Genomic DNA, 18,712 nt, shown 5'->3' with positions numbered 1-18,712 from the left:
CGCGGTGCGGCGCTACGCTTTCCAGCCTGGTGGCGAGCGAGCACAGGAGAACGATCATGCCCTCCCGGCCTTCGGCCGCGGTGAAGCGGTTGCGTGCCGCGGCGGTGTGCCTGCCCGCACCCGGCGCGCTCGAAACCGCCGTCGCCGCACTGGGTTTCGTGCAGTACGACCCCATTCGCCGTCCGGCGCGGGCCCAGGACCTGATCCTGCACCAGCGCGTGCGTGGTCACCGCGCCGGCGACCTGGACCGCCGCTATCCGGAACTGGGCCTGGAAGAGGACTTCTTCTACACCTACGGCGCCCTGCCACCGGCGCACAGCGCGCTGCTGCACCCGCGTGGTGGCGAACCGTTCCAGCCCGCCGGACCGGCCGGATCGGTGCTCGGCCTGCTGCGCGAGCGCGGGCGGTTGACCCCGCAGGAGGCGAGCGCGGAACTGGGGCGGGCGCGGGAGGTCAACGACTGGGGCGGGGTGTCCTCGGCCGCCGCCCGCGCACTGGAATCGCTGCACTACCACGGCCTGGCCCGGGTGGCGAACCGCCTCAACGGCCGCAAGGTCTACGCACCGCGCCCGCCGATCGCGCAACCGCTCGGCCCCGCCGAACGCCTCACCGAGCTGACGCTGCTTCTGGCCCGGCTGCTGGCCCCGGTGTCGATGGCCGGATTGCGTCGGGCGTTGACGCAGCTGCGCACCAACGGCGGGGTGCCTGCCGGGCCGCGGGCCGTCGGCGACCTGCTGCGCCGGGGAGCGTTGCGGGAGGACGTCGCCGACGGCGTCCCCTACCTGACCCCGGTCGGCCACCACCCGGCCGGAAGCCCGCGCCGCGTCCGGTTCCTGGCCCCCTTCGACCCCGTGGTCTGGGACCGCGGCCGGTTCGAGCACCTCTGGGGCTGGCAGTACCGCTTCGAGGCGTACACCCCGGCGGCCAAGCGGCAGTTCGGCTACTACGCGCTGCCGCTGTGCTGGGGCGACAACGCCGTCGGCTGGGTCAATCTCGAGGTCAAGGCCGGAAAACTGGACGTGGAGACCGGCTTCGCCTGCCAAGCACCCGCCGGCCGCGCTTTCCGGGAGGCGTTCGACGCCGAAGTGCACCGGATGGCGGCGATGCTCGGCGTGGGGTGAGCCCGGCCCTATTCCCCCACGGCGCCGTCGATGGCTTGCCGCACGACGTCGAGCTGACCGACGTGCCGGGCGTATTCCTGCACCAGGTGCAGGAGAATGTCGCCGAGCGCGGGTGCTTTCCCCGGTTGGGTGAATCGGCCGCCGATGGCCGCGATTTCGTCCATCCGCCGTCCGGCGACCACTTCCCGCGAAATGTCCAGTTCCGCTTCGTACCGTTTGACCACCGCCGTGGCGGTGTCACCGGAAAGGATGACGAATTCGGCGTCGTGGCCGTTCCCGTTCGCCCGCTCGGGGTAGGGCTGGACCGGTTTGGCGGCGAAACCCCAGTGCAGCCAACGGCGTTCCACCCAGCCGAGGTGCTGCACCAGGCCCAGCGGGGCCCAGTCCACCGGCGGCACCGGTGTGGTGAGCTGCCGTTCGGACAGCCCGGCGCACTTGCGCAGCAGCGCGCGCCGGTACCACTCGAGGTGTTCTGCCAGGTTGGCCCCGAGTTCACCGCCGTAGCGCTCCGGCCGTTCGATCACCAGTTCTTCGCTCACCGGGAAGGACATGCGGCCACAGTAAACGACGGCGGAAAGGGCGGCCGCCCATGATCGATGAGCTCCCGGCGGGCCGGCGTGCTAGCTTGTTCGGCGGCCACGAATTCCGATCGGCTGGGGAGGGCGCGGCGTGCGAGTCCTGGTGACCGGCGGAGCCTCCGGGATCGGCGCCGCACTGGTGCGCAGGTTCGCCGACGACGGCGCGGAAGTGGCCGTGTTCGACCGCGACGGGAAAGCGCTGGCGCACGCGCTGGACGCCGATCCGCGGATTGTTTTCGGCGTGCCCGCCGACGTTTCCGACGCCGATGCGGTACGGGCGGCGTTCGCCGAACTCGACCGCCATTGGCCCGGCCTCGACGTGTTGTTCAACAACGCCGGGGTCAGCGAGCGGGCCGATTTCCTGGACACCTCGGAAACCCAGCTGCGCCACACCTTTTCGGTCAACCTGAGCGGGGTCTTCCTGGTGGCCCAGCAAGCCGCGCGCCGGATGGCCGCGGCCGGGGCGGGCACCATCGTCAACACCGCCTCGGTGAGCGGAATGGTGGGCATGCCCGGGTACGCCGCCTACAACGCCAGCAAGGCCGGGGTGCTGTCGCTGACCCAGACGCTGGCGCTGGAACTGGCGCCGGAGATCCGGGTCAACGCCATCTGCCCCGGCTACGTGCTGACCCCGATGCAGGAAGCCGAATACAGCCGCGAGGAACTGCGCGCCAGCGAAGCCAGGATTCCGCTGCGCCGCTGGGGCAGGCCCGAGGAGATCGCCGCGCTGGGTGCCTACCTGGCCTCACCCGAGGCCTCGTTCATCACCGGCCAGGCGATCGTCATCGACGGCGGGGAAACCGCGGGCGGGCTGGCCAGCGCGGCGGGGTGAGCGGAATCCGACGTCAACGGGAGGGGCCGATGCACACTCGCAGCGTTTACGACACCCCGGAGTGGACGGCCGCCTGGGCCGGTTCGGCGATCGAACGGCAGCGGGTGCTGCGGCCCCACGACCCGCCGACCTACCTCCTGGAGTACTCGCCGTTCTGGCACGGCTACGAGATCGACACCGGCACCGGCCCGACGTGGCAGCGCCCGGTGGTCACGATCGGCTCGGTGTACGCGGTGTTCGGCCCGGAACACCTGGCCGACGACGAGAACGCCGCCGCGCGTGCGGTCGACGAAGCCCTGGCCGCGGCACGGGAACACCACGCCCACGGCGTGCTGGTGCTCGACCTGCGCGAGGGCCCCGCGCGGCGCTGGTGTGCCACGCGCCCGCCCGCCCTGACCGTGCGCCTGGACAACACCTACTACCGGATACCGGGGGAGGGCGGTGACCCGGTGATGGGCGAGCTGTCCAAGAGCGCCCGCACCGACTGGCGGCGGCGCTGGCGGCGCGCCACCGAGGCCGGGGTGCGCCTGGTCGAGGAACGGTCACCGGGCGACGGGTCCATCCAGGAGATCATCGACTTCGCCAACGGTTCGGCCACCCGGCACGACTGGCCCCTGCTCTACGACCTGCCGACCATGCGGGCCGTGCTCGCCACCCCCTACGGCAGGTTGTTCCGGGCGGAGTTCGGCGGCCGCACGGTCGGCGGGTTCCTGGCGCTGGAGCACGAGGGCCAGTTGCACCTGTGGGTCGGTGGTATGGACCACGCGGCGGCCAGGGAAGCCAGCCCGTACCTGTTCCTGCTCTACGAACTGCTGTCCACCGGCCGGGACCGCGGCTGGCAGCGGATCGAGTTCGGCCGCGGCAACGACGACTTCAAGCGCAAGTACGGCTTCCGCGAAGAGAAGCTGTGGTCGTTGTGGTACCCCGCCACGGACGAGGACGCCGCGTTCTGCGAACCGCGTCTCCGTGCCCTGCACGAAAAGCTCGCCCAGTGCCAGAACACCTCCCCGGAGACGTTGTGAACACCCTCGGCGGGCTCACCGCGGCGCAGTGGGATTCGCTGGCGGGACCGCACTTCTACTCGTCGAGCGGCTGGCTGCGGTTCTGCGAAACCGACTACGGCTCGGCGGGCGACGCCGTGGTCGCCTTCGACGGCGACGAGCCGGTGTGCGCCGTGCCCACGGTCGCCGCCGGGCAGTTGCCGCCGTGGTCCCGGTACAACTGGAACGACGCGCTCACCGAACGGGGCCTGCCGCCGATCGCCGACGCGGGGTTGCTGGTCGGTGCCCGGGAGGGCTACCAGACGCACCTGCTCGGCCTCGACCGTGCACCGGGCACCGCCGGCCGCCTGCTCGCCGAGCTGCGGCAGCGAACGGACCAGGCCTGCGTCGCCATGTACCTGACCTCCGGCGACGCACTGGCACTGCACGAAGCCGGGGTCAGCGCCCCGCCGGTGCTGCTCGACATCGACGCCTGGATCCGCATCCCGGACGGCGGCTGGGACGCCTGGCTCGAATCGCTGTCCGGCAACCGGCGCCGGATGGTCCGGCAGGACGTGAAGAAGTTCGGCGAAGCCGGGCACACCGTGACCCACGCCCGGCTCGCCGACCACTACCGCGACCTCGGCGGGCTGGCCGCCGCCACGCTGAACCGGTACGGCCACCGGACCGATGCGGAGACCGAACTGGCCGCGCTGGAGAACCACGCGAAAACGCTGCCGGAGGACGCCACGGTCGCCCTGCTGCACACCGCGGCGGGGGCACTCGCGGGCTTCTGCCTCTACTACCCGTGGCGCGGCACGCTGTTCGTGCGCTGGGTCGGTTTCGACTACGAACTGCTGAAGGACGCTTCGGAGTACTTCAACCTGATGTACTACAGCACCTTCCGCCGCGGTGTGGAGACCGGGGCCCGCTGGCTGCACGCGGGCATCGAAAACGCGGTGTCCAAAGCGTTCCGCGGTGCCGAACTGCGTCCACTGTGGCTGGTCGACCTCTCCGAACGGCAGGCGCTCACCGGGGCCGGGAGCAAGATCCGGCAGCACAACGCCGGGTTGTACCGCCAGTACGCGGACAACCCGAAAACGGCGCCGAACCTGGTCCCGCCGGAACAGTGGGACCTCGGCGGCTGGGCGATGGACCGGTCGTGACCGGCGCGCCGCCCACCGGGAGCCTCTGGCGCAACCACGACTTCACCAAGCTCTGGGGCGGGGAAACGCTGTCCCAGATCGGCAGCCAGCTCACCCTGCTGGTGCTGCCGCTGATCGCCATCCTGCACCTCGGCGCCGGTGCCGAGCAGCTCGGCTGGCTCCGGGCCGCGCAGACCGCCCCCGTGCTGGTGGTGGCGCTGGCCGCCGGGGTGTGGCTGGACAACCACCGGCGGCGGCCGCTGCTGGTGCTGACCAATCTCGGCCGGGCCGTGCTGCTGGGCCTGGTCCCGCTGCTCTTCGCCGCCGACTGGCTCACCCTGGCGGCCCTGCTGGTGATCAGCGCGCTGATCGGCGCGCTGACCGTCTGCTTCGACATCGGTTACGTGTCCTACCTGCCCACGCTGGTCGAGCGCGACCAGCTGGTGCAGGCGAATTCCCGGCTCGAATCGACCTACTCGATCGCCGAGATCGGCGGCCCGGGTCTCGGCGGCCTGCTGGTCAGCCTGTTCGCCGCTCCGTTCGTGCTGCTGGTCGACGCGGTGACCTACCTGCTCGCCGCGCTCGGCCTCGCCGGGATCAGGCGGCCGGAACCCGAGCCGCCGAAGCGGGAGTCGCGGTCGCTGTGGCGGGACATGCTCGACGGCCTGCGGCTGACCTTCCGCAACGGGTACCTGCGGGCACTGGCCGCGCAGTCGGCCGTGTTCAACTGCTTCGAACAGGCGATCCTGACGCTGTACCTGTTGTACGGGATCGAGGTGCTCGGCCTGTCCGCCGGTCTGCTCGGCGGCCTGCTGGCCGCGGGCAGCGCCGGGGCGCTGGCCGGGGCGCTGGTGGCCGGGCGCATCGGCAGGCGGCTGAGCAGCGGCCTGGTCACGGTGCTCGCCATGGCGCTCAGCTCGGTCGCCCTGTTCGCCGTGCCCGCCGCCACCGGCGGCCCGGTGCTGACGATCGCCCTGCTGCTGGCCGGCCTCGTCCTGCACGGGGCGGGACTCGCCGTGTTCAACATCTACGCCCTCAGCATCCGCGCCGAACTCGTGCCGTCGCACCAGCTGAGCCGCGTCACCGCCTCGTACCGGCTGGTCATCGACGGCGCCGTCCCCCTGGGCGGCCTGCTCGGGGGCTACCTCGGTGCGCTCGCCGGGTTGCGCCCGGCCATCTGGATCAGCGCGGCCTGCCTGACCGCCGGTTGCGCCGCCTTCGGGTTCAGCCGCATGCGCCACTACCGATCTGGACAAGTCAGCTATGGCTAGCCCAACTTGACGCCGTGACCTCTTTGCCTGGTTCCGCTGTCCGTTCCACCACCACCGGTACCGATCTGGCGCTGCTCGTGCTGCGGCTGTGCCTCGGCGTGATCTTCCTCGGCAAGGGCGTGGAAAAGCTGTTCGGTGCCTTCGGCGGTCCCGGGCTGGCGGGCTTCGCGAGCCAGCTGAACGCGCCGGGGGAGCGGGGCTGGGGGTACACCGGGGACACCATGCTGCTGTCGTGGGTGGCCGGCCTGACCGAATTCGGCGGTGGCCTGCTGGTCCTGCTCGGCCTCGGCACCCCGCTCGGCGCGGCGGGCCTGCTGGGCATGGCGATCAACCTGCTGGTGCTGCGCTGGGGCGCGCCCCTGCTGCCGAACCCGGGCCGCAACATCGCCGTCGACGTCATGCAGACCGCGATGATCCTGGCTGTCCTGTTCGCCGGTCCGGGCCGCTTCGCCCTGGACCGGACCTTCGCCCTCGGCAGGCGGTGGCAGCAACGCCCGGTGCCCTATGGTTTGGCCGGTATCGGGCTCGCCGTGGTCGGCTCCCTCGGCGTGCTGCTCATCTTCCGCTGACCAGAGCGAAGGAAGCCGTTGCTCAGCGAGTGGGCCGAGCTCAAGCGCCGTCATCCCGTCGGTGCGCAAGTTCCGGTGGTGGTCGAAGCACACGCGTCCTTCGGCATGTTCGTCTCATTGCCGGATGCGCCAGGCACTTCGGCGGTGATCGATGCCATCAGCTACCGGCCCGGCGGCGTCGACGTCCGCGACCACACGCGCTGGCCGGCCCGGGGCACCACGATCACGGCAACGGTCGCCGGTTACCGCGACCGCCACCAGCAGTTCAGCCTCCGCGTCGGCCCGCCGGTCGGGGTGGCTCCGCCGGTGTGACGCCAGGGCTCCCCGTAGGCAGCCGGTCGTGGGTTGTTCTGGCCGTCTGACGGAGTGGCAGCGGTCGCACGACGCCCGGCCGGTGGACCGCCGGCCTGCCGTCCGGCACGGTGAGCAGGCGGAGCCCGGCGGACTCCGGGCGGACGGTCGGGCCACCACCGGCCGGTTGGCGCGCGCGGATCAGGGCCTCGTCGACCCGGAGGCCGTTGCCCGCCGAGTCGCCGAGGACGAAGTGGCCGTCTGCCACCTGCGCGTCGACCAGCACGCCGTGGGGCGGCCGGAGGTCCTGCAGTTCGGCGGCCAGGTGGTTCGGCACCGAGGTGGCGGCGTGCACCAGGCCGACCAGCGTGTTCCCGACCGGGCTGACCGGCAGGTCGTGCGCGTGCGCCAGGACGGCGACCCGCAGGAAGTGCGTGACGCCCCAGACCGCGCTGGTCTGCACCACGTCGACGGCCCCCCGCGGCCAGCAGCGGGCGGAACTGTTCCAGGCCGGACAGGTTCTCGCCGCTGGCGACCGACGCGCGGATCCCCCGGCCGACGGCGGCCAGCCCGTCGGCGTCCCAGCGTGCCGGTGAAGGTGATCCCGCTGAAGGCCAGGTCGTGCGCCGGTGCGTCGTAGGTGCCCCCGACCTGCACCAGCGACTGCAGCACCGGCAGTTCCACGCTGAGGTCGTTCGGGTTCTGCCCGGCGAGCGGGCGGTAGTGCAGCGTGCCGGTCGGCGGGCTGAGGTACCACTCGCCGGGGGAGTCGAGGAACTCGTAGGCCTTGGCCAGGTAGAACGGGCCCGCCCGGTGCGGGGCGGTGAGCGTGTCGTAGCCGAAGGTGTTGTTGTTCCACGCGGGTTGCCGCATGGTGATGACGTTCCCGCTGGTGCTCTGCACGGGCGAATACCGGTCGGTGAACGAGTTGACGCTCTCCACCTCGACCCGGTGCTGGGCGGTCAGGTCCATCGCGCCGTCGACGTACAGCTGCCGGGAATCGATCCCGGTGACGGCGTTCGCCCGCCAGATGTTCCTCCCGGCGTCGGCGGGGGACCAGCCGGTGACGGCGCGGGCGCCGGTGAGCACCGGACGGGCCGACGGGGCAGCGCGCCACACGACACGATGACCATTGTGGCCGGAGTCCGCCGCGGTCAGCCGCAGCGCTTCGGAAAGCCGGTAGGTGCCGCCCGCCAGTTCCACGACGAGGTCACCCGGCATCGTGGTGGCCCTGGCTCGCACCCCGGCCTGCGCACCGGCCAGCGAGCACGGTTCGGTGGCGGAGCAACTGGTGCCGCTGCCGGTGGGCGCGGCGTGGAGCACGGTGGTGGCCGCGACGGCGCCCGGGGGCGGGGGAAAAGGACGCGAACACGGGGTCTCCTTCAGGCGGGGGAGGTGCTCGACGTCGTACGACTGCGGCCACCAGTGCACCATATGAGCCACTCATCGACAAGCCGTCAGCCGGATGGATCAGACTAATCCATGCCGAACCCGCGCTGTTCTCGCCTCTCTCCCTTGACTGCCAGGCAAGCTCCGGCGCTATGCTGTCGCACGCGCCACCACCCAGCCGAGATGAGTCAGAAACATCGGCCACCAGGAAGTGACGTGCCTCCGAGGCCGGCGCCGCCTTCCGGGTGGGCCGAAGATCCAAAGTGGACAAGAATCCCTGTTCGATCATGGTGCCGGACTCCTTGGGGTGTCGGCATGTTGGCGCTAACTGTATGAATCGAAAGTTTCGGCTCCGATCCCGAAGATTACGGCTTGTTCCGGTGCTCGCGGTCATGTTAGCGTTCACATGCAGCACCTCCGGATCGGCTGAAACCCCGTGATCGCACCGATTTCGCCTACGTGAGGGAAGGGGCAACGATGCCCGCGCGACCCAGCACGTGCTTGATCCGCTTGTTCGCCACCGCGCTGGTGGTGGCCGCCGCGCTGTCCGCCGGGCACGCCGGGGCGCCGGACCAGCCGGTGGCCGCGGCCGCCCCCGGCAGTCCGGCGCTCACCCCGCCCCTGGGCTGGAACAGCTGGAACAGCTTCGGTTGCGGGGTGAACGAAGCGGTGGTCCGGCAGGCCGCCGACGCGATGGTCGCTTCGGGGATGCGCGACGCCGGATACCGGTACGTGGTGGTCGACGACTGCTGGTTCGACCCGCAACGCGACGCCCAGGGAAACCTGCGGGCCCACCCGTCGAAGTTCCCGAGCGGGATGAAGGCGCTGGGTGACTACATCCACAGCCGTGGCTTGAAGTTCGGCATCTACCAGGTGCCCACCGAACGGACCTGCGCCCAGCGCGTCGGCACGCATCCCGGCTCGACCGGCAGCAAGGGGCACGAGGTCCAGGACGCCGGCACCTTCGCTTCGTGGGGAGTGGACTACCTCAAGTACGACTGGTGCTCACCGGAGGGCACGCGCGACGAGCAGGTGGCCCGGTTCACCCTCATGCGCGACGCGGTGCGGGCGACGGGACGCCCGATCGTCTACAGCATCAACCCCAACAGCTTCCACGCCATCACCGGTGACAAGTACGACTGGGGCGCGGTCGCCGACCTGTGGCGGACCACCGAGGACCTGCTCGACATCTGGCAGAACGGCAACGTCAACAGCTATCCCATGGGGGTCGGCAACGTCGTCGACGTCAACGCGCCGCTGGCCGCGCAGGCCGGACCGGGGCACTGGAACGACCCGGACATGCTGGTGGTCGGCAGGCCGGGGCTCACGCTGACCGAATCCCGGGCGCACTTCGCGTTGTGGGCGCTGATGGCCGCGCCGTTGATGGCGGGCAACGACATCCGCACCATGTCCGCCGACGTCAGCGCGATCCTGCGCAACCCGCGGCTGCTGGCGGTGAACCAGGACAGCCTCGGCGCCGGTGGGCGGCGGGTGCGGGACGACGGCGACGTGGAGGTGTTCGCCAAACCGCTGGCGGACGGTTCGGTCGCGGTCGGCCTGTTCAACCGCGGTGGCGGCACCACGACGATCAGCACCACGGCCGCGCAGCTCGGCTTGTCCGGCGGGCCGTACACGCTGACCGACCTGTGGACCGGGGCGGTGTCCAGCACCACCGGCCAGGTGACCGCGAGCGTGCCGGCGCACGGCGTGGCGGCGTACCGGGTCTCCGGCGGGGCACCACTGGCCAACACGACGGCCCGCCTGCGCGGTGAAGGCTCGGGCCGCTGCCTCGACGTCGACAACGCCTCGACCGCGTCCGGGGCGAACACGCTGATCTGGGACTGCCACACCGCGGCGAACCAGCTGTGGACCACCTGGGCGGGCGGTGAGATCCGCGTCTTCGGGGACAAGTGCCTCGACGCCTACAACCAGGGCACCGGCAACGGCACCCGGGTGATCACCTGGCCCTGCAACGGCCAGAGCAACCAGAAGTGGACCCCCAGCGCCAACGGCTCCATCACGAACGCCGGTTCGGGACTGTGCCTGGACGTCAGCGGAGCGGGCACCGCGAACGGCACGGCCGTGGTGCTGTGGACCTGCAACGGGCAGGCCAACCAGCGCTGGGTGCCCGCCGGAAGGGGACAGCAGTGAGGTCACGTCGTCGACTGTGGACACTGGCGGTGGCACTGGTCGCCGCCGCGGGGCTGGTGCACGCGGCACCAGCGGGGAGCGCACCCCAAGCCACCTACAGCAATCCGGTGCTGTGGCAGGACTTCGCGGACATCGACATCATCAGGGTGAACGACGCCTACTACTATTCGGCGTCCACCATGCACTACTCGCCGGGCGCGCCGATCCTGCGGTCGTACGACCTGGTGAACTGGGAGTTCGCCGGTCATTCGGTGCCGCGCCTGGACTTCGGCAGCAAGTACGACCTGACCGGCGGCCGCGGTTACGTCCGCGGGATCTGGGCGTCGATGTTCAACCACCGCAAGAGCAACAACACCTTCTACTGGGGTGGTTGCGTCGACTTCGCCAACACCCACATCTACACCGCGTCGGCGGTGGAGGGACCGTGGCAGCGGCACACCACGATCAACAAGTGCTACTACGACGCGGGCCTGCTGTTCGACGACAACGACACCGTGTACGTCGCGTACGGCAACACGAACATCAGTGTCGCGCAGCTGTCGCCGGACGGGAAGAGCGAAGTGCGCTCGCAGCAGGTGTTCACCACCCCGTCGAACATCGGCACCCTGGAAGGCGCGCGGTTCTACAAGCGGGACGGGAAGTACTACATCTTCCTGACCCGCCCGGCGAACGGCCAGTACATCCTCAAGGCGGACAACCCGTTCGGCCCGTACACGCTCGGGCAGGTGCTGCTCGACCTGCCCGGCCCGATCTCCGGCGGGGGAGTGCCGCACCAGGGCGGGCTCGTGCAGACCCAGCACGGCCAGTGGTACTACCTGGCCTTCGTCGACGCCTACCCCGGTGGCCGCGTGCCCGCGCTCGCGCCGATCACCTGGACCGCCGACGGCTGGCCCAAGGTGCAGACGGTGAACGGCAGGTGGGGCGCCAGCTACCCGTTCCCGAACCTGACCCCGCGCCCGGTCAAGCCGATGATCGGCGCGGACACCTTCACCGGCACCGCGCTCGGCCCGCAGTGGGAGTGGAACCACAACCCCGACACCTCGAAGTACTCGGTGGGCAACGGACTGCGGTTGCAGACCGCCACGGTGACCAACGACCTGTACTCGGCGCGCAACACCCTGACCCACCGCATCCAGGGCCCGAGTTCGACGGCGACGGTGACCCTCGACCTCTCGGCGATGCGGGACGGCGACCGCACCGGGCTCGCCATGCTGCGCGACTCCTCCGCCTGGATCGGCGTCAAACGCGACGGCGGGCGGAACCGGGTGGTGGTGGTGAACAACCTGACCATGGACGGCAACTGGAACACCACGAACACCGGCACCGAGGTCGCGGGCGCCGACTTCGCCGGAACCCGGGTGTTCCTGCGCGCCAACGCCGACATCCGGCCGGGTGCGGGCAGGCAGGCGCGGTTCTCCTACAGCACCGACGGCGTGAACTTCACCCCGTTCGGCCCGGCGTTCACCATGAACCACAACTGGACCTTCTTCATGGGCTACCGGTTCGCCGTGTTCAACCACGCCACCCAGGCCCTCGGCGGCGCGGTGACCCTGCAGCGCTTCGACCTCACCACCCCGTAGCGGAAGGAAGAGCACGATGCCGACCAGCAGTGGGAGTTGGGCCCGGTGACCGGGCACCCCGGCGGCGCGCTGCCGACGGCCTTCCGGTGGACCTCGAGCGGGGTGCTGGCCGGGCCGAAACCGGACGCCCAGCACCCGGACGCCCTGGCTGTCAAGGACTTCACCGTGGTCCGGCACGAAGACCAGTGGATCGTCTACGCGACCACGGCCAGCCCGTCGGGGTGGGGCCTGGTGCACTTCAGCTTCGGCGACTGGTCGCAGGCCGCGGCGGCCCCGCACACCTATCTCGACACCGCGTCGGCGATCGGCCCCGGTTACCGCGCGGCACCGCAGCTGTTCCACTTCGCCCCGCAGGACCTGTGGTACCTGGTCTACCAGACCGCCCCGCCGGCCTACTCGACCAGCACCGACCCGGCCGATCCGCGGTCGTGGTCGGCGCCGCGCCGGTTCATCGACCAGGAACCGCCGATCGTCACCGAGAACAAGGGTGACGGCTTCTGGATCGACTTCTGGGTCATCTGCGACAGCGAGAACTGCTACCTGTTCTTCAGCGACGACAACGGCCACGTCTACCGGGCACAGACCACGGTGGCGGACTTCCCCCACGGTTTCGGCAACACCGAGATCGTGTTGTCGGACACCAGATCCGCGTTGTTCGAAGCGACCAACGTGTACAAGTTGGCCGGGGCGGACCAGTACCTGCTGATCCAGGAGGCGATCGGGGCGAACGGGCGCTACTTCCGGTCGTTCACCGCGGACAGCCTCACCGGGGACTGGACCCCGCTCGCCGCTTCGGAAAGCCGGCCGTTCGCCGGGAAGAACAACGTCACGTTCCCGGACGGGCGCTGGACGGACGACATCAGCCACGGCGAACTGATCCGCGCGAGCAACGACCAGACGCTGACCATCGACCCGGGCCGGCTCCAGTACGTGTACCAGGGCATGGCCCCCGGCTCGACCGGCGAGTACCTCCACCTGCCCTGGCGGATGGGCCTGCTCACCCAGACCAGCTCACCCGGCTGAGGAGACCGGCCGCCGCCCCCACCTGGGAGACCCGGGGGCGGCGGCTCCCCCCTCCGATTTCAACGACGAAATGAGGGTTGCCATGCTCAGCTCATCCCCCCACCGGCGCGGCCGGCTCCGGTCGGTCCTCGCCGCGGTGGCGACCGCCGGCCTGGCGGCGTCCACGCTCGTGCTGTCCGCCGGGACCGCGCAGGCCGCGGACACGCTCGGTGCCGCGGCGGCGCAGAGCGGCCGCTACTTCGGCGCCGCGGTCGTGCCCAACCTCCTCGGTGACGCCGCCTACTCGTCCACGCTGAACCGCGAGTTCAACAGCATCGTGGCCGAGAACGCGATGAAGTGGGACGCCACCGAGCCCAACCGCAACCAGTTCACCTTCGGCGGCGGTGACCAGATCGTCAACTACGCCGCCAGCCACGGCATGAGCGTGCGCGGCCACACCCTGGTCTGGCACACGCAGTACCCCGGCTGGGTCGGCGGCCTGTACGGCAACGACCTGCGCCAGGCGATGCTCGGCCACATCAACGGCGTCGCCGGGCACTGGAAGGGCAGGATCCACTCCTGGGACGTGGTCAACGAGGCGTTCGAGGAGAACGGCAGCCGCCGACAGTCGATCTTCCAGCAGCGGATCGGCAACGGGTACATCGAGGACGCCTTCCGCGCCGCCCGCACCGCCGACCCGGGCGCCAAGCTCTGCTACAACGACTACAACACCGACGGCATCAACGCCAAGAGCACCGCCATCTACAACATGGTGGTCGACTTCCGCAACCGCGGCGTGCCGATCGACTGCGTCGGCATGCAGAGCCACCTCGGCTCGAACTCCAACCTCAGCAGCTACGAGGCGAACCTGCGGCGCTTCTCCGACCTCGGCGTCGACGTGCAGATCACCGAACTGGACGTCGGTGGTTCCGGCTCGGGCCAGGCCAACGTGTACCGGCAGGTCACGCAGGCCTGCCTGGCCGTAACCCGTTGCACCGGCATCACCACCTGGGGCATCACCGACCGCTACACCTGGCGCCCCAACGACACCCCGCTGCTGTTCGACACCAACTACCAGAAGAAGCAGGCATACCAGGCCGTGCTCGACGCGCTCAACGGCGGTGGCGGCGGTGGCCAGGGCGGTCCGCTGCGGGCGGTGGGCGCGAACCGGTGCCTCGACGTGCCGAACCAGACCACCGCGACGGGCACCCAGACGCAGATCTGGGACTGCTGGAACGGTGCCAACCAGCAGTGGAGTCACACCTCGGCCAAGGAACTGACCGTCTACTCCGGGGATTCGCGCCGGTGCCTCGACGCGTCGGGCGCCGGGACGGCCAACGGCACGGCGGCGATCATCTGGACCTGCCACGGCGGCGCCAACCAGCAGTGGAACCGGAACGCCGACGGCAGCATCACCAACGTCCAATCCGGACTGTGCCTGGAGGTCGGCGGTTCCGCGACGGCGAACGGCGCGGCGGTCCAGCTGTGGACCTGCACCGGCGGCACCAACCAGCGCTGGGCCACCCAGTGAGGGGGACACGGGGATGCCGCAGCTGAACCGGCGACAGGCGATGAAGCTCGGCGCGGCACTGGTGCCCGCCGGGTGGACGGCGCTGCCCCGGACCGGCTCGGCCGCCCCGGCCGAGGTGCGGGCCGCGGGTGACCTGGCGCTCTGGTACGACGAACCGGCCGGCAGCGACTGGCTGCGTGCGCTGCCCATCGGCAACGGGCACCTCGGCGCCATGGTCTTCGGCGGCACCGGCACGGAACGGTTGCAGCTCAACGAGGACACGGTCTGGGCGGGCGGCCCCCACAACTACGACAACCCGCAGGGCGCCGGCGCACTCGCCCAGATCCGGCAGCTGGTCTTCGCCGGGCAGTGGACGCAGGCGCAGGACCGGATCAACCAGGCCATGCTCGGCAGCCCCGCCGGGCAGCTGGCCTACCAGCCGGTCGGCGACCTCACCCTGACCCTGCCCGGCATGAACGGGGTCTCCGCGTACGAGCGGTGGCTCGACCTCACCACCGCCACCACGGTCGTCACCTACGTCGTGAACGGCGTGCGGTACCGGCGTGAAGCGTTCGCCAGCGCGCCGGACCAGGTGATCGTGGTGCGCCTGACCGCCGAGGTACCCGGCTCGGTGACGTTCACGGCCGCGTTCGGCAGCCCGCAGCGCGTGACGGTGTCCCACCCGGACAGCACCACGCTGGCCCTGGACGGCATCTCGGGTGACCAGCGGGGGATCCCCGGCTCGGTCCGGTTCCTCGCGCTGGCCACCGTGGTGGCCGAGGGCGGGAGCACCAGCGGTTCCGGTGGCACGCTGCGGGTGTCGAACGCGAACAGCGCGACGCTGCTGATCTCGATCGGCACCAGCTACGTCGACTTCCAGAACGTCAACGGCGACTACCGGGGTATCGCCGGGACCTGGCTGAAGGGGGCCAAGGGCGTAGCGCACGACGTCGTGCGCAGCAGGCACGTGGCCGATTACCAGCAGTTGTTCGGCCGGGTCACCCTCGACGTCGGCCGCACCGCCGCGGCCGATCAGCCCACCGACGTCCGGATCGCCCAGCACGCCACCACCCACGACCCGCAGTTCTCCGCGCTGCTCTTCCAGTACGGCCGCTACCTGCTCATCTCGTCCTCGCGGCCGGGCACCCAGCCGGCGAACCTGCAGGGCATCTGGAACGACCAGCTCAACCCGGCGTGGGACTCGAAGTACACCCTCAACGCCAACCTGCCGATGAACTACTGGCCGGCGGGCACCACGAACCTCGCCGAATGCTTCGAGCCGGTGTTCGACCTGATCAGCGACCTCACCGTGACGGGCGGCCGCACCGCGAGCACGCAGTACGGCGCCCGCGGCTGGGTCACCCACCACAACACCGACGGCTGGCGCGGCAGTTCGGTCGTCGACGGGGCGGTGTGGGGCATGTGGCCGACCGGCGGCGCCTGGCTGGCCACGCTGATCTGGGAGCACTACCGGTTCACCGGCGACACCGCGTTCCTCCAGCAGAACTACCCGGCGATGAAGGGCGCGGCGCAGTTCTTCCTCGACACCCTGGTCACCGATCCCGGCTCGGGGCACCTGGTCACCAATCCGTCGAACTCGCCGGAGGCGCTCCACCACCCGAACGCCAGCGTGTGCGCCGGGCCGACGATGGACCTGCAGATCCTGCGCGACCTGTTCGACGGCTGCGCCGGTGCCGCCGACGTGCTCGGGGTGGACGCCGGTTTCCGCGACCAGGTGCTGGCGGCGAGGAAGAAGCTGGCGCCGATGAAGATCGGCTCGCGCGGCAACATCCAGGAATGGCTGCACGACTGGGTGGAGGTGGAGCCGGGGCACCGGCACCTCTCCCACCTCTACGGCCTGCACCCGAGCAACCAGATCACCCGGCGCGGCACGCCCCAGCTGTACCCGGCCGCCCGCCGGACGCTGGAACTGCGCGGGGACGCCGGTACCGGCTGGTCGCTCGCCTGGAAGATCAACTTCTGGGCGCGGCTGGAGGAGGGCGGCCGGGCCCACGACCTGCTCCGCCTGCTGGTGGCCCCGGACCGGCTGGCGCCCAATATGTTCGACCTGCACCCGCCGTTCCAGATCGACGGCAACTTCGGTGCCACCTCGGGCATCGCCGAAATGCTGCTGCACAGCCACCACGGTGAGCTGCACGTGCTGCCGGCGCTGCCACCGGCCTGGCCGTCCGGGAAGTTCTCCGGCCTGCGCGGGCGTGGTGGCTGCACGGTCGGCGCGGGGTGGAGCGGCGGCAAGCCGGGTGAGCTGACCGTGACCCCGGACCGGACCGGGCCCGTCCGGGTGCGCAGCAGCCTGTTCACCGGCACCTGGCAACTGGTCGACCAGACCACCGGCGCCGCCGTCCAGCCGTCGAAGCCGGAAGCCGACCTGATCGAGTTCACCGGGCAGGCCGGGCACACCTACCGGGCCACCGGGCAGGCGGCGGAGTCGGTGGTGGAAACCGGGGTGTACTACCGGCTGGCCGCCCAGCACAGCGGAAAGCTCGCGGACATCAGCGGCGCCGCCACCACCGCCGGCGCACCACTGGTCCAGTGGCAGGCCACCGGCGGGCACAACCAGCAGTTCGACTTCCTCGACTCGGGTGGCGGCTTCTACCGGATCCGGGCGCGGCACAGCGGTCTGGTCCTGCAGACGACGGGGTCGGCCAGCGGTGCGGACCTCGTCCAGCAGCCGGACACCGGTGCGGTGAACCAGCAGTGGCAGGTGGCCGACCACGGCGGCGGGGTGATCGGCCTGCGCAACCGGCAGAGCGGCCTGGCCGCGGACGTGCGGGGCGCCTCGACCGCCGACGGCGCCCGCGTCGCCCAGTGGACCGCCACCGCGGCCGCCAACCAGCGGTTTCAGCTCCAGCGCAGCTAGTACGTCGAAAAGTCCGGACAACCACAGGGAGTTGTGATGGTGAAACACCGGCCCTGGCTGGGATCCGCCGCGATCGCGGCCGCACTCGTCCTGGCCTCGGGCAGTCCCGCGCAAGCTGTGACGCCCTCGGCGCCGCAGGAGGTGGGCACGGCGGCGGCCACCGCCGGGTGCGGCAAGGCCCCGGCGCTGAACAGCGGCAGCCACACGATCCAGAGCGGTGGCAAGAGCCGCAACTACCTGCTGAGGCTGCCGAACGGTTACGACCGGAACCGCCCCTACCGGCTGATCTTCGGGTACCACTGGTGGGGCGGCACCGCGAACGACGTCCACTCCGGTGGCGCCGACGGGGCGAACTGGGCCTACTACGGCCAGCAGCGGCTGGCGAACAACAGCGCGATCTTCGTCGCGCCGCAGGGCATCAGCAACGGCTGGGCCAACACCGGCGGTGAGGACGTGACCTTCACCGACGACATGATCAAGCAGCTCGACGCCGCGCTGTGCATCGACACGACGCAGCGCTTCGCGATGGGCTTCAGCTACGGCGGCGGGATGAGCAACGCCCTCGCGTGCGCCAGGCCGAACGTCTTCCGCGCGGTCGCGGTCTTCTCGGGTGCGCAGCTGAGCGGGTGCTCGGGTGGTACCCATCCCATCGCGTACCTGGGCATCCACGGGCTCAGCGACAACGTGCTGAACATCTCGCAGGGACGGGCGCTGCGCGACCGGTTCGTGAAGAACAACGGCTGCACCGCGCAGAACCCACCCGAACCGGCGCCGGGCAGCCGGTCCCACCTCGTCACCGCCTATTCCGGGTGCAAGGCCGGCTACCCGGTGGTGTGGGCCGCGTTCGACGGCGGTCACACACCCGCTCCCATCGACGGCTGCGGTTGCGAGGGCTGGCAGACCTGGACGGCGGGTGAGGTGTGGAAGTTCTTCAGCCAGTTCCAGGGCGGTGGCACCCCGGACCCCCAGCCGGGGGCCTGCCAGGTGACCAACACCGTCAACGCCTGGAACTCGGGCCTGACCTCGGAGATCACCATCACCAACACCGGCACCGCGGCGGTCGACGGCTGGTCACTGGCGTTCACCCTGCCCAGCGGGCAGACCATCACCTCCGGCTGGGGCGCGGGCTATTCGCCGGCCTCGGGGCAGGTGACCGCCACGAACGTCGGCTACAACCCGGCCATCGCGGCGGGCGCGTCGATCGGCATCGGCTTCCAGGCCACCCACACCGGCAACACCGCTGAACCGGCTTCGTACACGCTGAACGGAGCAACCTGCACGGTCGCTTAGGAGTACACCCGGCCGTATTCCCACGGTGGTGGGGGGGGGGGGGGGGGGGGGGGGGGGGGGGGGGGGGGGGGGGGGGGGGGGGGGGGGGGGGGGGGGGGGGGGGGGGGGGGGGGGGGGGGGGG

At 70.8% G+C, this 18,712-nt stretch carries 16 protein-coding genes; 14 read left to right on the top strand and 2 right to left on the bottom strand.

The features are described from left to right. Nucleotides 1–56 precede the first annotated feature (56 nt). Complete coding sequence (locus tag AC07EG_RS29930) at nucleotides 57–1,121, top strand: DNA glycosylase AlkZ-like family protein (RefSeq protein ID WP_478256560.1); 1,065 nt, start codon at nucleotides 57–59, stop codon at nucleotides 1,119–1,121. Between the two features lie 8 nt (nucleotides 1,122–1,129). Here the strand turns inward: AC07EG_RS29930 and AC07EG_RS29925 are convergent, their stop codons facing one another. Then, nucleotides 1,130–1,672: a DinB family protein gene (locus AC07EG_RS29925; protein WP_478256559.1), complete on the bottom strand. Its 543-nt coding sequence runs from the start codon at nucleotides 1,670–1,672 to the stop codon at nucleotides 1,130–1,132. Between the two features lie 118 nt (nucleotides 1,673–1,790). On the opposite strand from AC07EG_RS29925, the gene AC07EG_RS29920 reads away from it, so the two are divergent. Genes AC07EG_RS29920 through AC07EG_RS29895 form a run of 6 tightly spaced genes read left to right on the top strand, consistent with a single transcriptional unit; the run spans nucleotide 1,791 to nucleotide 6,808 of the window. Next, nucleotides 1,791–2,531 (top strand): SDR family NAD(P)-dependent oxidoreductase, encoded by a 741-nt coding sequence (locus AC07EG_RS29920; RefSeq protein ID WP_478256558.1) that lies wholly within the window; start codon nucleotides 1,791–1,793, stop codon nucleotides 2,529–2,531. A 29-nt stretch (nucleotides 2,532–2,560) separates the two neighbouring features. Beyond that, on the top strand, nucleotides 2,561–3,553 hold the full coding sequence (locus AC07EG_RS29915; protein ID WP_478256557.1) for a GNAT family N-acetyltransferase: 993 nt from the start codon (nucleotides 2,561–2,563) through the stop codon (nucleotides 3,551–3,553). Further along, nucleotides 3,550–4,677 carry a GNAT family N-acetyltransferase gene (locus AC07EG_RS29910; protein ID WP_478256556.1) on the top strand — a complete coding sequence of 376 codons (1,128 nt, stop codon included), beginning with the start codon at nucleotides 3,550–3,552 and terminating at the stop codon, nucleotides 4,675–4,677. The genes AC07EG_RS29915 and AC07EG_RS29910 overlap by 4 nt, the downstream gene beginning before the upstream one ends. Then, the gene (locus tag AC07EG_RS29905) at nucleotides 4,674–5,927 is read left to right on the top strand and encodes an MFS transporter (RefSeq protein ID WP_478256555.1); all 1,254 of its coding nucleotides are present in this window, start codon (nucleotides 4,674–4,676) and stop codon (nucleotides 5,925–5,927) included. Before AC07EG_RS29910 ends, AC07EG_RS29905 begins: the two co-directional genes overlap by 4 nt. Nucleotides 5,928–5,941: 14 nt before the next feature. After that, nucleotides 5,942–6,496 carry a DoxX family membrane protein gene (locus AC07EG_RS29900; RefSeq protein ID WP_478256554.1) on the top strand — a complete coding sequence of 185 codons (555 nt, stop codon included), beginning with the start codon at nucleotides 5,942–5,944 and terminating at the stop codon, nucleotides 6,494–6,496. Between the two features lie 18 nt (nucleotides 6,497–6,514). Then, complete coding sequence (locus AC07EG_RS29895) at nucleotides 6,515–6,808, top strand: RNA-binding protein (RefSeq protein ID WP_478256553.1); 294 nt, start codon at nucleotides 6,515–6,517, stop codon at nucleotides 6,806–6,808. Here the strand turns inward: AC07EG_RS29895 and AC07EG_RS29890 are convergent. Then, entirely contained in the window at nucleotides 6,762–7,250 is a 489-nt protein-coding gene (locus tag AC07EG_RS29890; protein WP_478256697.1) for an enolase C-terminal domain-like protein, read from the bottom strand. The two genes, AC07EG_RS29895 and AC07EG_RS29890, sit on opposite strands and share 47 nt — an antisense overlap. Before the next feature lie 408 nt (nucleotides 7,251–7,658). On the opposite strand from AC07EG_RS29890, the gene AC07EG_RS29885 reads away from it, so the two are divergent. From AC07EG_RS29885 to AC07EG_RS29855, 7 genes are all read left to right on the top strand, one after another. Then, nucleotides 7,659–7,916: a hypothetical protein gene (locus tag AC07EG_RS29885; protein WP_478256552.1), complete on the top strand. Its 258-nt coding sequence runs from the start codon at nucleotides 7,659–7,661 to the stop codon at nucleotides 7,914–7,916. A gap of 737 nt (nucleotides 7,917–8,653) precedes the next feature. Next, on the top strand, nucleotides 8,654–10,327 hold the full coding sequence (locus AC07EG_RS29880; RefSeq protein ID WP_478256551.1) for a glycoside hydrolase family 27 protein: 1,674 nt from the start codon (nucleotides 8,654–8,656) through the stop codon (nucleotides 10,325–10,327). Beyond that, nucleotides 10,324–11,907, top strand: a complete 1,584-nt coding sequence (locus AC07EG_RS29875) for a glycoside hydrolase family 43 protein (protein ID WP_478256550.1) — start codon at nucleotides 10,324–10,326, stop codon at nucleotides 11,905–11,907. The genes AC07EG_RS29880 and AC07EG_RS29875 overlap by 4 nt, the downstream gene beginning before the upstream one ends. 45 nt (nucleotides 11,908–11,952) lie before the next feature. Beyond that, nucleotides 11,953–12,930 carry a glycoside hydrolase family 62 protein gene (locus AC07EG_RS29870; RefSeq protein ID WP_478256549.1) on the top strand — a complete coding sequence of 326 codons (978 nt, stop codon included), beginning with the start codon at nucleotides 11,953–11,955 and terminating at the stop codon, nucleotides 12,928–12,930. Between the two features lie 82 nt (nucleotides 12,931–13,012). Further along, the gene (locus AC07EG_RS29865) at nucleotides 13,013–14,440 is read left to right on the top strand and encodes an endo-1,4-beta-xylanase (RefSeq protein ID WP_478256548.1); all 1,428 of its coding nucleotides are present in this window, start codon (nucleotides 13,013–13,015) and stop codon (nucleotides 14,438–14,440) included. Nucleotides 14,441–14,453: 13 nt separating this feature from the next. Then, nucleotides 14,454–17,300 carry a glycosyl hydrolase family 95 catalytic domain-containing protein gene (locus tag AC07EG_RS29860; protein ID WP_478256547.1) on the top strand — a complete coding sequence of 949 codons (2,847 nt, stop codon included), beginning with the start codon at nucleotides 14,454–14,456 and terminating at the stop codon, nucleotides 17,298–17,300. A gap of 36 nt (nucleotides 17,301–17,336) precedes the next feature. Beyond that, on the top strand, nucleotides 17,337–18,590 hold the full coding sequence (locus AC07EG_RS29855) for a CE1 family esterase (RefSeq protein WP_478256546.1): 1,254 nt from the start codon (nucleotides 17,337–17,339) through the stop codon (nucleotides 18,588–18,590). Nucleotides 18,591–18,712 lie beyond the last annotated feature (122 nt).

The organism is Amycolatopsis sp. NPDC045836 (assembly GCF_056431745.1).
This window is presented reverse-complemented; position numbering and strand designations above follow the sequence as displayed.

Bases quoted from the DNA above. Each gene is read 5' to 3' on its own strand.
- AC07EG_RS29930 (WP_478256560.1), top strand. From the start codon at position 57: ATGCCCTCCCGGCCTTCGGCCGCGGTGAAGCGGTTGCGTGCCGCGGCG.
- AC07EG_RS29925 (WP_478256559.1), bottom strand. From the start codon at position 1,672: ATGTCCTTCCCGGTGAGCGAAGAACTGGTGATCGAACGGCCGGAGCGC.
- AC07EG_RS29915 (WP_478256557.1), top strand. From the start codon at position 2,561: ATGCACACTCGCAGCGTTTACGACACCCCGGAGTGGACGGCCGCCTGG.
- AC07EG_RS29885 (WP_478256552.1), top strand. From the start codon at position 7,659: ATGGTGATGACGTTCCCGCTGGTGCTCTGCACGGGCGAATACCGGTCG.
- AC07EG_RS29880 (WP_478256551.1), top strand. From the start codon at position 8,654: ATGCCCGCGCGACCCAGCACGTGCTTGATCCGCTTGTTCGCCACCGCG.
- AC07EG_RS29865 (WP_478256548.1), top strand. From the start codon at position 13,013: ATGCTCAGCTCATCCCCCCACCGGCGCGGCCGGCTCCGGTCGGTCCTC.
- AC07EG_RS29860 (WP_478256547.1), top strand. From the start codon at position 14,454: ATGCCGCAGCTGAACCGGCGACAGGCGATGAAGCTCGGCGCGGCACTG.
- AC07EG_RS29855 (WP_478256546.1), top strand. From the start codon at position 17,337: ATGGTGAAACACCGGCCCTGGCTGGGATCCGCCGCGATCGCGGCCGCA.